The sequence below is a fragment of the Serratia sp. CoH_122_TC_1 genome (genome assembly GCF_058191755.1).
Window position 1 is genome coordinate 181,867 of sequence record NZ_JBXWLA010000004.1, and the last position, 15,105, is coordinate 196,971.

A 15,105-nucleotide genomic window follows, 5' to 3' on the forward strand; every position below is an offset into this window, starting at 1 on the left:
ATGACTATTCAAATCCGGGTTGAACACCTCAGTAAAACCTTTGTGCTCCACCAGCAACATGGCACACAACTGCCGGTGCTACAGGATGCCAATATGACCGTCAGCAGCGGCGAATGTGTCGTTCTACATGGCCATTCCGGCAGTGGAAAATCGACCCTGCTGCGTTCGCTGTACGCGAATTACCTGCCCGACAGCGGCCATATTTGGGTCAATCACCAGGGCGAATGGTTGGACATGGTGCAGGCCGAAGCACGCCAGATTCTGGCCGTACGCCGCCACACTCTGGGCTGGGTCAGCCAGTTTCTGCGGGTGATCCCGCGCATTAGCGCACTGGACGTGGTAATGCAGCCGCTGTTGGAACAAGGCGTTAACCGCAACGAGTGCCGCGAACGCGCCGAGACGCTGCTCAATCAACTCAACGTGCCGCAACGTCTGTGGCAGTTGGCGCCATCCACTTTCTCTGGCGGTGAACAACAGCGGGTCAACATCGCGCGCGGCTTTATCGTCGACTACCCGATCCTGCTACTGGATGAGCCGACGGCCTCACTCGACAGCCGCAACAGCGCGGCGGTCGTCGGCCTCATCGAACAGGCAAAACAGCGCGGTGCCGCAATCGTCGGCATTTTCCATGATGAAGGCGTCCGTCAGCAGGTCGCCGACCGGTTATATGACATGCAGGCGCCACAGGCGCTGGAGATTCTCTGATGATCATCAATAACGTTAAGCTGGTGCTGGAAGATCAGATCGTCGAAGGATCGCTGGAGATCAGCGACGGCATTATTCGCAGCTTTACCGATACGCCGAGCCAGTTGCCGCAAGCACTGAACGGCGAAGGTGGCTGGTTACTGCCAGGGCTGATTGAGCTGCATACCGACAATTTGGACAAGTTTTTCACCCCGCGCCCGAATGTCGACTGGCCGGCACATTCGGCGATGAGCAGCCACGATGCGCTGATGGTTGCCAACGGCATCACCACGGTGCTGGACGCGGTGGCAATCGGCGACGTGCGTGACGGCGGGCACCGTCTGGAAAACCTGCAAAAAATGATCGATGCCGTGATCCACAGCCAGCGTGCGGGGGTCAACCGCGCCGAACACCGGCTACACCTGCGCTGTGAACTGCCGAACGAAAGCACCCTGCCGCTGTTCGAACAGCTGATGGACAAGCCTGGTGTGTCGCTGGTGTCGTTGATGGACCATTCGCCGGGCCAGCGTCAGTTCGCCTCGCGTGAAAAATACCGCGAGTATTACCAAGGTAAGTATCACCTCAATGACCAGCAAATGAGCGAGTATGAAGAGCAGCAGGTAAGCCTCTCCGCCCGCTGGGCAACGCCGAACCGCGAGGCGATCGCTGCCCATTGCCGAGCGCGCAAAATTTCGCTCGCCAGCCATGATGACGCCACCGCGGCACACGTCAGCGAGTCCTGCGGGCTGGGTAGCGTAATCGCTGAATTCCCGACCACCGAGGACGCCGCTCTCGCTTCGCATCAGCAAGGGCTGCAGGTGCTGATGGGCGCCCCCAACATCGTGCGTGGCGGTTCGCATTCCGGCAATGTCGCAGCGCACCATCTGGCGGCGCTGGGGGTGCTGGATATCCTGTCCTCCGATTATTACCCGGCCAGTCTGCTGGATGCGGCATTCCGCATCGCCGCCGATGAACGCAACGGCTACAACTTGCCGCAGGCGGTGCAAATGATCACCCGCAACCCTGCCAGAGCATTGGATTTACACGATCGCGGGACGATCGCCGAAGGCTTACGCGCGGACCTGGTATTGGCGCGATCACACGGTGAGCACATCTACGTGCAAAACGTGTGGCGCCAGGGCAAGCAGGTGTTCTGATGGCGTACCTTATCTATTTGATGGGGCCTTCCGGCTCAGGTAAAGACAGCCTGCTGGCTGCACTGCGTGCCGATGCTGACAGCGCGCCGCTGGTTGCACACCGCTATATCACAAGGCCGGCAGACGCTGGCTGCGAAAACCATATTGCGCTCAGCGAACGCGAATTTCTGCGCCGCCGAGCCAAGGGGCTTTTTGCCCTCGACTGGCAAGCGCACCAACACCATTACGCCTTTGGGATCGAGGTCGATCTCTGGTTGCTTCAGGGGATCGATGTCGTGGTCAACGGTTCGCGCGCCCACCTGCCGCAAGCGCAGCAGCGCTATGGTGCACAACTGCTGCCGGTCTGCCTGCAGGTCAGCACCGACATTCTGCGCCAGCGTCTACACAACCGCGGGCGCGAAAGTGCCGACCAGATCGAGCAGCGGCTGGTTCGGGCGGCGGAGTATCAACAGCATCTGCCCCCCCATTGCCGTTTGTTGGATAACGACGGCAACCTCGATGCCACTCTGGCGGCACTGTTCGCGCTGCTGCCTTCATCCACAAAATACCCTCAGGACGCCATACCATGAGCGACTTTGCACAACCGAGAATCGGCGACAACGTGACCCTTACCCGCAGTCGGCTCGGTCTGTATGTCCATCTGGCTGACGACGCCATTCTGGAGGAAGTAGAAATGGGCGACTATTCCTACACTGCCGGACATAACCAGATTTTTTACGCCACCATCGGCAAATTTGTGTCCATCGCCTCTTACGCACGCATCAATCCTGGCAACCACCCTACCTACCAGCGCATTGCCCAACATCATTTCACCTACCGCGCTTCAGAGTACGATCTGGGTGAGGATGACGAGGCATTCTTCGATTGGCGGCGTGAGCACCACGTGACCATAGGCCACGACGTGTGGATCGGCCATAACGCCATCGTGATGCCCGGCGTCAGCATCGGTAACGGTGCGGTCGTCGGCAGCGCAGCGGTCGTCACCAAAGATGTCGGGCCTTATGAGATTGTCGCTGGCGTGGCAGCCAAAAAGATTGGCATGCGTTTCGACGATGCCTTGATAGAGCGCATTGAACGCAGCCAGTGGTGGCATTGGGATCATCAGACGCTGCAACAGCGGCTGGCGGATTTCCGTGATATCCATGCCTTTGCGGAGAAATATCTCTAAGGCCTTATCAATATTACCCAATGAATTTCGCGTTGCGGCCAGGCGGCAAAGGCGAAGGGAATAGGAGTGACGACATGCAACTGACGTTTCTCGGCACCGGCGGCGCGCAGCAAATCCCGGTGTTCGGCTGTGACTGTCTGGTGTGTCAGCGGGCGCGGCGTGAACCGGCTTTTCGGCGACGACCGTGCAGCGCGATGCTTAAATTTCAGGGAGAAACGACCTTGCTGGATGCGGGATTGCCGTCGCTAGAACGGCGCTTTTCGGCGGGGGAAATTCAACGTTTTTTACTGACACATTACCACATGGATCACGTTCAGGGGTTATTTCCTTTGCGCTGGGGGTGCGGAAATTTCATCCCCGTGTACGGTCCGGCGGATGAGCAGGGTTGCGATGACCTCTTTAAACACCCCGGTATACTGGCATTTCAGCCTCCGCTTACACCTTTCGAACCTATTGCGCTGGGGGGGCTGCACGTCACCCCACTGCCCCTACAGCATTCGAAACTCACGCTGGGTTATCTGATCCAGGCCGCAGGGAAATCACTGGCCTATCTGACCGATACCGTCGGTTTGCCGCCGGATAGCGAGGCTTTCCTGCGCCAAGTGCCGCTGGATTTGCTGGTACTCGACTGTAGCCTACCGCCCCAACCACAGGCGCCACGCAACCATAACGATTTAACCCGTGCGTTGGAGATCCAGCAGCGCCTGCAGCCCGGCCGCACGTTGCTCACGCATATCAGCCACCATCTCGATCTGTGGCTGATAGATAACGAATTACCGCGCGGCCTGGAGTTGGCGTTCGATAATCTCAGCGTGTGCTGTGATAACAATGCAGCCGATCGGATTCCAATACCTTAACGCCGCTGCCGGGACTGAACGCCTGCTCCAGCAGCGTCTGCGCCACATCCTTCGCGGCAACGGCACGCCATTTGCCGGGTAACAACGAGAACAATGGCGCGGTGATGCGTTCGAGCAAACGTGGCGACGAACGTTCGCCCAACAACATTGAGGGGCGTACCAACGTCAGGCGCGGCCAGTTTTGTTCACGCAATGCCTGCTCCATGTTCCCTTTAGTACGGTTATAAAGGAAGGTAGAGCGGGGATTTGCACCTAATGCGCTGACAACCAGACAGTGTTGGGCGCCTAACCGCCGGCCGGTCAACGCGCTTTCGATCACCAGCGTGTAGTCGACATAGTGGAAATTCGCATCGCTGCCCGCCTCACGTCGTGTGGTGCCTAAACAACAGAAAACAATATCGGCCGGTTGCTCCTGCTCTGTCAGCAACGCGAACAGATCATCACCCACAGGGTTGGCTAATTTTTCATGCGCCGGCAACGGCTTACGCGTCGGCGCTACGATCGCCGTGACCTGCGGATTGGCCTGCAACAAACGCAGCAATTCGCTGCCCACCAGCCCTGTGGCCCCTACAATGAACACCCGTGCCATAGATCCTCCCGCCAATTGATGAGTATGAGAAAGTATACACACTAGATCATTGGAGTTGCGTCGAGGCGGCAAGTCTGTAAACCCCCGGGAGCCTGGTCAACCAGGTGGCCGGGGTGAGCAGCCGCAGCCAACAAAGAGGCAGCTTCAAGTATGACGGGTATAGTGTGTTGTGTCAGGCCCGCGCCCAATGCAGCTTTTTACCGAAGCCGAGCGTGTTGTCCGTCATTTTCACTTCTTGCAGTTCCAACCGCCAAATCGGTGCTTTCATCATCTTGGCTATTGGAAAACGCTTACAGTAACGCGCCCGGGCCAAGGCTTCTTCATCGCCGGTCAGTATCACCGCTTCGGCCCGATACTGTACGCCGCGGATCAGTGCGATAGTCTTCGGCTTTGGCGCGACTGTCCCCACCACTCCCGCGTTTTTCAGCATCAGTTCGCCGTGACGCGTGTGCGTTTCCGTCATCACCCACAGCGCCATATTCTCGGCATCAAGCACGTAAAAACAGTTGGCACACCACATGTCCATACCATTGCCGGCGCACAGCGTTAGCACATGCTGCTTACTGAGGAAATGCACGATCTGTTGTTGCTCTTCAGTCGTTTTCAACGTCTGTTCTCCCTTTTACCTCTCCTCATCTTACCCTGCGTTGTTGAGGAGGGTCACAAATAACGATAATGCCTGCAAAAACTAAAATAGAATATAAAAACAATAAAAGTGCATTAATATTCCAAACAACCGCAAGTGGGTTTATAACATAAAAAAAACAAAGCATCTTTATATGTGCATTATACAGCCGGTTTAAACGGGGTTCTTTTGCTCAGTCTCTATCTCGGGCAAAGCGTAATGCAAAAAAACCTTTTTCTTTTATCAATCTATTTACATGCAGAAAATCCCATAAATCACTTTTTATGCACACAACTGAATAATATATGAATAATTATTTATCAATTGCCGCATTTACGTGACTAACGTCACATAATTTAGCTTGAAGGGCGTTAAAATAGCGCCATCTTTTCACTCAGCAAGGTGGATTAGAAATGGAAAACAACAACCGCAAAATGGCGCATATTAGGCGCACAACACATATTATGATGATGGCTCATCGCAGCTGCTTTAGCTTTGCCTTCTTTAACTTCAGATAACGCCCCCTCTCGCTTTACCCAAAGCAGCTTGTCACTATTACACCCACATTATTTGTCCTGAGAAATCGGGAAGGATATGCACTTCAATTTTTCAATAAATCGTGCAAGTGAATAGCTGCATGGCGTAAGCGCCGCATCAGAAAATACAAAAGAGCGAACTCAGGCTGTGCTATTAAGCACTGCCGCGTTCTTCTCTCGCCTTTATTTTATATAAGGTACCCACGATAAGATCACGCATCTTGTCGGTGGAAGACCTTTGCCTGAAGAATGATGAAAATGAATAAATTAAAAATTGCCGCCAATACCAAAACCCTAGGCTGTTTTGAAACTTCTCGCGAAATTGTCGATGTCCATCAGAGCGACTTTAATGATATTGCTGCCATCGTATTGTCAATAGAAGACGTCACGCAGGGTATGGTGGCGCATCTCGAAGAGATCGGCTTGAATATTCCTGTGTTCGTCGCAGTTTGCTGCGAAGAAGAGTTGGACAACGCCATACTGCCTGCCCTGCATGGCGTATTTGAACTCTGTGGAAAAAACACCCAGTTCTATGGCAAACAGCTGGAAGCCGCAGCGGTTAAATATGAAAGTGAACTGCTGCCCCCTTTCTTTAATACGCTCACGCAGTATGTCGAGATGGGTAATGCGACCTTTGCTTGCCCTGGGCATCAGGGGGGTGAATTCTTCCGTAAACACCCGGCAGGACGCCAGTTCTTTGACTTCTTCGGCGAGACCCTTTTCCGTTCTGATATGTGCAACGCAGACGTGAAGTTGGGGGATTTACTGATTCATGAAGGCGCCCCCTGCGCAGCACAACAGCATGCCGCTAAAGTGTTTAACGCAGATAAAACCTATTTCGTTCTCAACGGCACATCTGCCTCAAACAAGGTCGCGACCAACGCCCTGCTGACACGCGGTGATTTGGTGCTGTTTGACCGCAATAACCATAAATCGAACCACCATGGCGCGCTGATCCAGGCGGGGGCAACGCCGATCTATCTGGAAACTGCCCGTAATCCGTTTGGCTTTATCGGCGGAATCGATGCTCATTGCTTTGAAGAACGCTATTTACGTCAGCAAATCCGCGAAGTCTCCCCTGAACGCGCCAATGAAGCCAGGCCTTTCCGTTTGGCAATCATCCAGTTAGGCACCTACGACGGCACCATTTATAACGCCCGTCAGGTGGTCGATAAAATTGGTCATCTGTGCGATTACATTTTGTTCGACTCTGCCTGGGTTGGTTATGAGCAATTCATTCCAATGATGAAGGACTGCTCGCCGTTGCTGCTTGAGCTCAACGAAAACGATCCGGGGATCATTGTTACTCAGTCTGTCCATAAACAGCAGGCCGGGTTCTCACAAACCTCGCAAATTCACAAGAAAGACAAGCATATCAAGGGGCAAGATCGCTACTGCAACCACAAACGCTTTAACAATGCCTTTATGCTGCATGCGTCCACCAGCCCGTTCTACCCCCTGTTTGCCGCACTGGACGTCAATGCCAAAATGCATGAAGGCAAGAGTGGCCGGCGTCTGTGGAAAGAGTGCGTTCGCGTAGGCATTGAAGCACGCAAGATGCTGCTGGACACCTGCAGCCTAATCAAACCTTTTGTTCCAGACCAAATCGACGGCAAAGCCTGGCAGTCCTATGACACTGAAACGATGGCCAACGACTTGCGTTTCTTCAACTTTGTTCCCGGCGAGAAATGGCACGCCTTTGAAGGCTATGCGGAATCGCAGTATTTTGTCGATCCGTGCAAATTGCTGCTCACTACGCCGGGAATTGATACGGCAAGCGGTCATTATAGCGATTTCGGTATTCCGGCAACCATTTTGGCCAACTATCTGCGCGAAAACGGCATCGTACCGGAGAAATGCGACCTCAATTCTATTTTGTTCTTGCTTACACCGGCCGAAGACATCGCCAAAATGCAGCATTTGGTGGCGCTTATTGCCCGTTTCGAAAAGCATATCGAACAAGACTCTTTAATTAGCGACGTTTTGCCTGCGGTTTATAAAAATAACCAGCAGCGCTATGAAAACTATACCCTTCGCCAGCTCTGCCAAGAAATGCACGACCTCTATGTAAGCTACGACGTTAAGGAACTGCAAAAAGAAATGTTCAGGAAGAGCTATTTCCCTCGTGTAGCCATGAATCCACAGGATGCGAATACCGCATTTGTTCGCGGCAATGTGGAATTAGTCTCGCTGGCAAAAGCCGAAGGCAGAATTGCCGCCGAAGGTGCCTTGCCTTATCCCCCAGGTGTTTTGTGTGTTGTGCCTGGAGAAATTTGGGGTGGTGCTGCACAGCGTTATTTCCTGGCATTGGAAGAAGGCATCAATTTATTGCCTGGTTTCGCACCGGAATTACAAGGCGTGTATATCCAGAAAGATGAAGATGGCTGGAACCGTGCTTACGGTTACGTAATGAAAAATTAAACACCTTACAAGGCGGTGAATACCCTTCACCGCCCAGATCGCATTATAAAAGAGAGAATGATCATGAGTAAGTCTACTAATAAAATGGGGGTCGTGCAGCTAACGATCCTCACCGCAGTGAACATGATGGGTTCTGGCATAATTATGCTGCCGACTAAACTGGCCGAAGTGGGCACAATTTCCATCGTATCCTGGTTGGTCACTGCCATAGGTTCAATGGCGCTCGCTTATGCCTTCGCCAAATGCGGCATGTTCAGCCGAAAATCCGGCGGCATGGGCGGGTATGCCGAATACGCCTTCGGTAAATCGGGGAACTTCATGGCGAATTACACCTACGGTGTATCGCTGTTGATTGCCAATATCGCCATCGCTATTTCCGCCGTCGGCTACGGCACTGAATTGTTTGGCGCCAATCTAAGTCCACTGGGGATCTGTATCGCCACCATTGGCGTGCTGTGGTTAGCGACGGTTGCTAACTTCGGTGGCGCGCGCATTACCGGCAGGATCAGCGGTATCACGGTCTGGGGCGTTATTATCCCGGTCGTGGGGATCTCTATCATCGGCTGGTATTGGTTCAGTGGCAGCGCCTATATCGCCGCATGGAACCCGCATTCGGTACCCACCTTTGAAGCCATTGGGGCTTCTATCTCCATGACCCTGTGGGCGTTCCTGGGCCTTGAATCCGCCTGTGCCAATACTGACGTAGTGGAAAACCCTGAACGGAATGTTCCGATCGCCGTACTCGGCGGCACCCTCAGTGCTGCGGTTATCTATATCGTTTCAACCAACGTCATCGCCGGCATCGTCCCCAACATGGATCTGGCGAATTCGACCGCGCCTTTCGGGTTGGCGTTTTCACACATGTTCAACCCGACGGTCGGTAAGATCATCATGGCATTGATGATCATGTCCTGCGTCGGCTCGCTGCTGGGTTGGCAGTTCACCATTGCGCAGGTGTTCAAATCCTCTGCCGACAGTGGCTTCTTCCCGAAAATTTTCTCAAAACTCAGCAAGGCGGATGCACCGGTTAAAGGCATGCTGACCATTGTTGTCATCCAGAGCCTGTTGTCTCTGATGACCATCAGCCCGTCACTGAATAAACAGTTCAACGTGCTGGTGAATCTGGCGGTGGTGACCAATATCATCCCCTACATCTTGTCGATGGCAGCGCTAATCATTATTCAAAAGGTGGCGAAAGTGCCGGAGAACAAAGCGCGGATCGCCAATATTATCGCCGGTATTGGGGCACTCTACAGCTTCTATGCACTCTACAGTTCCGGCGAAGAAGCCATGATGTGGGGCGCAATTGCCACCTTCCTCGGCTGGACGTTATACGGCATGGTTTCACCGCGCTTTGAAATGGCGGGGAAAAAAGGCTAACGGGCGTCAACTCTGGGTGGCCGGGGATGGGATTACGGCAGGGAACATGCCATCATATTCCGACCTTGGCCACCAACGTTGCTGCTTATCCATGACGGAAACACACTCAGCCTGGCATCTCTACATGCTGCGCATGCCCAGCGGTATGCTATATACCGGCATCACCACCGATGTGGCACGGCGGTTAACGCAACATCAAGCCGGTAAAGGTGCGAAGGCACTGCGAGGGAAAGGGGAACTGGTGCTGGCGTTTCACTGCCTGGTGGGGGATCGCTCGAAAGCATTGAGACTGGAATACCGGGTAAAACAACTGACTAAAATGCAAAAAGAGAGGCTGGTGAGTCACCCGCCTCTTTCATTGGATTATTTACTGCCGGACGTTAATGTTAAAGCCGGTTAAACGGCTCTGAGTACTCAACCAATCCGCTTACGTCGGTCAAGGCATCTTCCGCCAGTGGGTACACCTGGAACGCAGTTTCGGTTCCCGGCCAACGACATTGCAGGCCGTAGGCGGCGGCAGGCTTAAAGCCCAATCGCCCGTAGTAGGCCGGTTCGCCCAGTACGACTACCGCGGCATAGCTGAACTCGTTCAGTGCATCCAACCCCTCGTAAATCAGCTTTTCGCCCAACCCTTGCCGGCGCAGGCTTTCATCTACCGCCAGCGGAGCCAAACCGACCCATTGGCGATCAACGCCTGCGACATCTACCGGGCTGAACGCGGCATAACCCACCACGCCGCCTTCATCGTCGGTGGCGACAATGCCGAGCGTCAGCAGGCCATCTTCGCGCAGTTGTTGCACCAGGTCAGCCTCATCATCACGGCCGAAGGCGCGGCGCAGCAGCGCATCGATCCCCGCGGCATCTACCGGAATTTCTACGCGAATTAGCATGATACCGGCACACGGGAAGTGTGCACCGTGCCCTCCTGCAGCCCTGCTTCCACAAACTCAGCCAGTTGCAGCAGACCCACGCGCAATGGTGTAGGCATAGCTTCCAGCTCAATGGCGTCCATCAGATTTTTTACGTACAGGCCCAATTCGGTATCCCCTTCAATCTGCAGCCGACGCTGAAAGAACAGCGTATCCGGATCTTGCTTACGCGCCGCGATCAGAATCAGATCGTTGGCGTCCCCGCTGAAGCTCACATCAGCCTCGGCGTGTTGGCTGACAACCAGTTTGTCGTTTTCTACCGTCATAAACCAGTGTAGCGCCAGATCGCGAACTTCGATCTTTAACCAGCGCGACTCGAGAAATGCCAGATCGCCATCCGCCAACGCCTGACGGAACTGCCAGCCCAACACCTGTTCCAGAAGTTGACGCTGCAAAACAAACGGCGTGAATTTTAGCGGTACGCGCAGCAGCGACGGCCCCTGGCGCACAATGCGCGCTCGTAATTGTTCCAACACTGTCGTTCACTCCTTTCAATACAGACTCGCACTATTTTGCCACAATGACGCGCGGCTGAAGCGCTCTATATCAACAAATAGTGCATTTCACCGCCAACGTTATCAATACGCCAGAAGCTGCCCCAAATCAAAGCCTGTTCATCGCGCTTTCACTAAAATTGCCTCCCGATTAGCGTTTGCCGGTTGGAAACGGTCACCGGCAACCATTGTGACAGCCTACGCCCGTCACGGGTGTGCGGCTGAGTCAGGATAAATCTATGGAGCTGCTTTGTCCCGCCGGTAATCTGCCGGCCCTGAAGGCTGCGGTGGATAACGGCGCAGATGCCGTGTACATCGGCCTGAAAGATGATACTAACGCGCGCCACTTTGCCGGCCTTAACTTCACCGAGAAAAAGCTGCAGGAAGCGGTCGACTACGTGCACCGCCACAACCGTAAACTGCACATTGCCATCAACACATTCGCCCACCCGGACGGTTATGCCCGCTGGCAGCGCGCAGTAGACATGGCGGCACAATTGGGTGCCGACGTGTTGATCCTGGCTGATTTGGCCATGCTGGAATACGCCGCCGAACGTTACCCGCAGCTTGAGCGTCATGTGTCAGTGCAAGCCTCCGCCACCAATGAAGAGGCAATCCGCTTTTACCAACGCCATTTTGATGTCGGCCGGGTCGTCCTGCCGCGCGTGTTGTCGATGCATCAGGTCAAGCAGTTGGCACGTACCAGCCCAGTACCACTGGAAGTCTTCGCCTTCGGCAGCCTATGCATCATGGCCGAAGGACGCTGCTACCTCTCTTCTTATCTGACGGGGGAGTCGCCCAATACCGTCGGTGCCTGCTCGCCGGCACGCTACGTGCGCTGGCAACAAACGCCTCAAGGTATGGAGTCACGCCTGAACGGCGTGTTGATCGACCGTTACCGGGATGATGAGAATGCCGGCTACCCTACCCTGTGTAAGGGCCGCTATTTAGTCGACGACGTGCGTTATCACGCGCTGGAAGAACCCACCAGCCTCAATACGCTGGAGCTGCTGCCAGAACTGCTGGCCGCCAATATTGCCTCTGTGAAGATCGAAGGTCGCCAGCGCAGCCCGGCCTATGTCAGCCAGGTTGCCCGCGTTTGGCGTCAGGCCATTGACCGCTGTCAGGCCGATCCGGCTGCCTATCATGCTGATGCCGGCTGGATGGAAGCCCTTGGGGCGATGTCTGAAGGTACGCAAACGACGCTCGGTGCCTATCACCGCAAATGGCAGTAGCAGGAGGAAACATGAAATACGCATTAGGCCCGGTGCTGTACTACTGGCCGAAAACCGAGGTCGAAGATTTTTACCGGCAAGCGGTGAGCAGCAGCGCAGAGATTATTTACCTCGGCGAAAGTGTCTGTACCAAACGGCGCGAGATGAAGGTCGGTGATTGGCTCGCGTTGGCACAAGAGATCGCCCGCAGCGGTAAACAGGTGGTGATCTCCACGCTGGCGCTGTTGCAGGCCCCCTCTGAGCTGAACGAGCTCAAACGCTATGTGGAAAACGGGGAATTCCTGATTGAGGCCAACGATTTAGGCAGTGTGAACATGGCGGCAGAACGTGGCCTGCCGTTCATCGCCGGCCATGCCCTAAACTGCTACAACGCCTATACCCTGCGCCTGCTGCACCGTCAGGGCATGATGCGCTGGTGTATGCCCGTTGAATTGTCACGTGACTGGCTGGCTAAACTGCTGGAACAGTGCGATGAACTGGGTTTCCGCCAGCAGTTTGAGGTTGAAGTGCTGAGTTATGGTCACCTGCCACTGGCCTATTCTGCACGCTGCTTTACCGCACGCTCGGAAGATCGCGCTAAGGATGAATGCGAAACCTGTTGTATCAAATACCCGCAGGGGCGAATGATGCGCTCGCAGGAACAGCAGCAGGTGTTCGTGCTCAATGGCATTCAGACCATGAGTGGTTACTGCTACAACCTGGGTAACGAGTTGGCCAGTATGCAGGGATTAGTGGATATCGTACGCCTGTCTCCGCAGAGCACAGAGACGTTGGCGTTGGTCGAGCGCTTCCGCGCCAACGAGCAAGGTGCGCAGCCGCTGGCTTTGACCAATCACGCCGACTGCAACGGCTACTGGCGCCGGGTGGCGGGGCTGGAATTGGTGTCTTAGCGAGGTAAGCGCCGGCGGCACTCTGCCGCCGGTGTTGGTTTACACCGTACGTTTCTCCTGTTTTCTCTGCAGCATTCCTCACTTTGCCGCCTTCAATCACCCGCTTTACGCGCCATTATCTGTTTTGTTCACTGTGCTTCTTGATTAATTCATTTGAATGAATTAATTTTTTAGACGAGATTCAATAAATGAGATGAGGAGTAACGACATGCTGACACGCCCTGAACCGTTATCTCTGGCCGAGCGCGACCGCCGCTGGCAGTTGGCGCGGGACATTATGCAGGCGGAAGATCTTGCGGCCCTGATCGTCTATGGCGACCGGGAAGCGGCCGCCCCTGCCGGTTTCGCACCGGATTGCTACTTCACCAACGATCGTCCCGGTTCGATCGTCGTTTTCGTCGGCGATGAATCACCACGCATTTACACCTTCGCTTCAATGATGGTGGCCGACCACCTGCAGGCCTCGTTGCGCGGCGATCTACAGTGGGTCGGTGCGGAACAGCTGTTCGTCGGTAAAACCGGCCGCGATGTCGGTGCCTGGCTGGCCGAGCGCCGTTTAGCAGGAACCCGCATCGGCATCATCGGGCTGGAACCATACCCCCCCTTCTACTTCGACGGCGCCATGCCGGCCCGCACGCTGCAGGGGTTGACGGAGGCGCTCCCAACGGCCAATTGGATACCGGTCTACCGCGAATTCTTCCGGCGCGCCTCGGTAAAAAGCGAGGAGGAATTGCTGCTGGTACGCTATGCCGCACACATCGGCGAAGCCATGAGTGAAACATTGCGAGCCACTGCCAGCCCCGGCGTTTCCGAAGCCGATCTGGTGGCGGCGGTGACGGCGACCTGCTTCTCGATGGGCGGTTATACTGCAGAGCTGCTGTTGGGATCCGGCCCCGAATACGTCGGTTGGGGGCCACCGGCCTGGCAATATCGCGCTCAGGCGCCACGGATTCTGCAAGAAGGCGATTTGGTGCTGTCGGAGATCTTCGCGCTGTACGGTATGATGGAAACCCAGCATCAGGCCGCCGTCGCCATCGGTGAGGTACACCCCGATATTCTGAGCGCTGCGGCGATCGCCAGAGCGAGTTATGAGGCGGGATTAGGCGCGCTACGAACGGGTAACACCTTCGGCGATGTGGTCGACGCCATGGAACAACCGCTGCTGGCCGCCGGTGGCTGGCACGTGCATCCGCTGATCCATAGCCTTAATCCCTATGGTCCGGTCGGTTTCGGCACCGCGCCCGGCATAGAGTCTCTCCCCGAAGCCGCCCGTTATGCGCAGCTCAGGCGTTTGCCTACCGTGGGGCGTGAACTGCCGCTGCAAGCGGGCATGTGCTTCGCTTTTGAACCCAACTGTGCTTTCGGCAGGCATATGGCCAACATCGGTGGTACGGTATTGGTGGGTGAAACAGGCGGCGTGGCACTGAATGAGAACTCAACCCGGCTGATGTTCGCAGGCGGCTAACATCGATAATCAGGAGACAATGTTTCAATGCAGAATCAGGACAGGCTCAATGAGCGTACCCGCGAAACCCAGGAACGTCTTATCCGGGCAGGCTTGAGCCTGTTCAGCAAACATGGGCTCGAAGGCGTGCGCACCCGCCAACTTGCCGAAGCGGCAGGGGTGAATCAGTCCGCCATTCCCTACCATTTTGGCGGCAAGGAGGGCGTCTATCTGGCGGTGCTGGAACATGTAGCCGGTAGCATTGTCGCCCATTTGGCTTTGCCGCGCCGCCTACTCGCCGGGCAAACGCCGGCGGAAGGGTTACGGACATTGATGCAAGATTTCGTCACCGCCTTGCTGGGCTCGGAAACATCTGCGGCAAGCAGCCTTTTGTTGGCACGTGAACAGCTCCAGCCCAGTACGGATTTCGATGCTCTGCATACCCGTTTATTCTCACCGCTACATCATGCCGTGAGCGAGCTGGTCACGGCGATCCGCTCCGACCGACCTGACCTGAAAGAGAATATCCTGCGCGCGCACGCCATTCTCGGCCAGGCGTTGTCCTTCGCCGTCGCGCGCGAGGCGCTGTTGCGAAGGCTGGGAGAAAACGCGCTGTCGCCACAGGATATCGCGCAGATCGCCGCTCTGGTTGGCACGATGTCAGTCGCCGCCGCGCAAGGCTGAACGCGGCGGCAT

The 15,105-nt window shown here is 55.4% G+C and carries 17 protein-coding genes; 13 read left to right on the plus strand and 4 right to left on the minus strand.

Features of this window, described 5'->3' with window-relative positions; genetic code table 11:
* The 5 genes from phnL (at window position 1) to phnP (ending at window position 3,866) form a co-directional block, all read left to right on the plus strand.
* The gene (gene phnL / locus AC2FC2_RS06950; RefSeq protein WP_209634402.1) at window positions 1-705 is read left to right on the plus strand and encodes a phosphonate C-P lyase system protein PhnL; all 705 of its coding nucleotides are present in this window, start codon (window positions 1-3) and stop codon (window positions 703-705) included.
* Window positions 705-1,841: an alpha-D-ribose 1-methylphosphonate 5-triphosphate diphosphatase gene (phnM, locus tag AC2FC2_RS06955; protein ID WP_404760315.1), complete on the plus strand. Its 1,137-nt coding sequence runs from the start codon at window positions 705-707 to the stop codon at window positions 1,839-1,841. The genes phnL and phnM overlap by 1 nt, the downstream gene beginning before the upstream one ends.
* On the plus strand, window positions 1,841-2,410 hold the full coding sequence (phnN, locus tag AC2FC2_RS06960) for a ribose 1,5-bisphosphokinase (RefSeq protein WP_265556228.1): 570 nt from the start codon (window positions 1,841-1,843) through the stop codon (window positions 2,408-2,410). The genes phnM and phnN overlap by 1 nt, the downstream gene beginning before the upstream one ends.
* Window positions 2,407-3,009 (plus strand): DapH/DapD/GlmU-related protein, encoded by a 603-nt coding sequence (locus AC2FC2_RS06965; protein ID WP_490659012.1) that lies wholly within the window; start codon window positions 2,407-2,409, stop codon window positions 3,007-3,009. Before phnN ends, AC2FC2_RS06965 begins: the two co-directional genes overlap by 4 nt.
* 74 nt (window positions 3,010-3,083) lie before the next feature.
* Window positions 3,084-3,866, plus strand: coding sequence for a phosphonate metabolism protein PhnP (gene phnP / locus AC2FC2_RS06970; RefSeq protein ID WP_490659013.1), 783 nt, complete (start codon window positions 3,084-3,086; stop codon window positions 3,864-3,866).
* On the opposite strand, the gene AC2FC2_RS06975 is transcribed toward phnP, so the two are convergent.
* Both AC2FC2_RS06975 and AC2FC2_RS06980 read right to left on the minus strand, forming a co-directional pair.
* The gene (locus AC2FC2_RS06975; RefSeq protein WP_490307967.1) at window positions 3,817-4,455 is read right to left on the minus strand and encodes an NAD(P)H-binding protein; all 639 of its coding nucleotides are present in this window, start codon (window positions 4,453-4,455) and stop codon (window positions 3,817-3,819) included. The two genes, phnP and AC2FC2_RS06975, sit on opposite strands and share 50 nt — an antisense overlap.
* A 172-nt stretch (window positions 4,456-4,627) precedes the next feature.
* Window positions 4,628-5,062 carry a YhbP family protein gene (locus tag AC2FC2_RS06980; protein ID WP_209634389.1) on the minus strand — a complete coding sequence of 145 codons (435 nt, stop codon included), beginning with the start codon at window positions 5,060-5,062 and terminating at the stop codon, window positions 4,628-4,630.
* 431 nt (window positions 5,063-5,493) lie between these two features.
* On the opposite strand from AC2FC2_RS06980, the gene speFL reads away from it, so the two are divergent.
* The 4 genes from speFL to AC2FC2_RS07000 all read left to right on the plus strand — a co-directional run bounded on the left by speFL (window position 5,494) and on the right by AC2FC2_RS07000 (window position 9,817).
* Window positions 5,494-5,598 carry a leader peptide SpeFL gene (gene speFL / locus AC2FC2_RS06985; RefSeq protein WP_112363015.1) on the plus strand — a complete coding sequence of 35 codons (105 nt, stop codon included), beginning with the start codon at window positions 5,494-5,496 and terminating at the stop codon, window positions 5,596-5,598.
* Window positions 5,599-5,874: 276 nt separating this feature from the next.
* Window positions 5,875-8,037, plus strand: coding sequence for an ornithine decarboxylase SpeF (gene speF / locus AC2FC2_RS06990; protein WP_490659014.1), 2,163 nt, complete (start codon window positions 5,875-5,877; stop codon window positions 8,035-8,037).
* 63 nt (window positions 8,038-8,100) lie between these two features.
* Window positions 8,101-9,417 (plus strand): putrescine-ornithine antiporter, encoded by a 1,317-nt coding sequence (gene potE / locus AC2FC2_RS06995; protein WP_209634385.1) that lies wholly within the window; start codon window positions 8,101-8,103, stop codon window positions 9,415-9,417.
* Window positions 9,418-9,508: 91 nt separating this feature from the next.
* Window positions 9,509-9,817, plus strand: a complete 309-nt coding sequence (locus AC2FC2_RS07000; protein WP_209635266.1) for a GIY-YIG nuclease family protein — start codon at window positions 9,509-9,511, stop codon at window positions 9,815-9,817.
* Here AC2FC2_RS07000 and AC2FC2_RS07005 read toward each other — a convergent pair.
* Together AC2FC2_RS07005 and ubiT are read right to left on the minus strand one after the other, a co-directional pair.
* Window positions 9,804-10,307, minus strand: a complete 504-nt coding sequence (locus tag AC2FC2_RS07005) for a GNAT family N-acetyltransferase (protein ID WP_209634383.1) — start codon at window positions 10,305-10,307, stop codon at window positions 9,804-9,806. The two genes, AC2FC2_RS07000 and AC2FC2_RS07005, sit on opposite strands and share 14 nt — an antisense overlap.
* Window positions 10,301-10,822, minus strand: a complete 522-nt coding sequence (gene ubiT, locus AC2FC2_RS07010) for a ubiquinone anaerobic biosynthesis accessory factor UbiT (RefSeq protein ID WP_209634381.1) — start codon at window positions 10,820-10,822, stop codon at window positions 10,301-10,303. The genes AC2FC2_RS07005 and ubiT overlap by 7 nt, the downstream gene beginning before the upstream one ends.
* A 257-nt stretch (window positions 10,823-11,079) precedes the next feature.
* Between ubiT and ubiU the strand changes: the two genes are divergently transcribed.
* The 4 genes from ubiU to AC2FC2_RS07030 all read left to right on the plus strand — a co-directional run bounded on the left by ubiU (window position 11,080) and on the right by AC2FC2_RS07030 (window position 15,093).
* Complete coding sequence (gene ubiU, locus AC2FC2_RS07015) at window positions 11,080-12,075, plus strand: ubiquinone anaerobic biosynthesis protein UbiU (protein WP_209634379.1); 996 nt, start codon at window positions 11,080-11,082, stop codon at window positions 12,073-12,075.
* Window positions 12,076-12,086: 11 nt separating this feature from the next.
* Window positions 12,087-12,965, plus strand: coding sequence for a U32 family peptidase (locus AC2FC2_RS07020; RefSeq protein WP_209634377.1), 879 nt, complete (start codon window positions 12,087-12,089; stop codon window positions 12,963-12,965).
* A gap of 208 nt (window positions 12,966-13,173) precedes the next feature.
* Window positions 13,174-14,430 carry a M24 family metallopeptidase gene (locus AC2FC2_RS07025; protein WP_404760311.1) on the plus strand — a complete coding sequence of 419 codons (1,257 nt, stop codon included), beginning with the start codon at window positions 13,174-13,176 and terminating at the stop codon, window positions 14,428-14,430.
* Window positions 14,431-14,457: 27 nt separating this feature from the next.
* Window positions 14,458-15,093, plus strand: a complete 636-nt coding sequence (locus AC2FC2_RS07030; RefSeq protein WP_490659015.1) for a CerR family C-terminal domain-containing protein — start codon at window positions 14,458-14,460, stop codon at window positions 15,091-15,093.
* The last annotated feature ends 12 nt before the right edge of the window (window positions 15,094-15,105 follow it).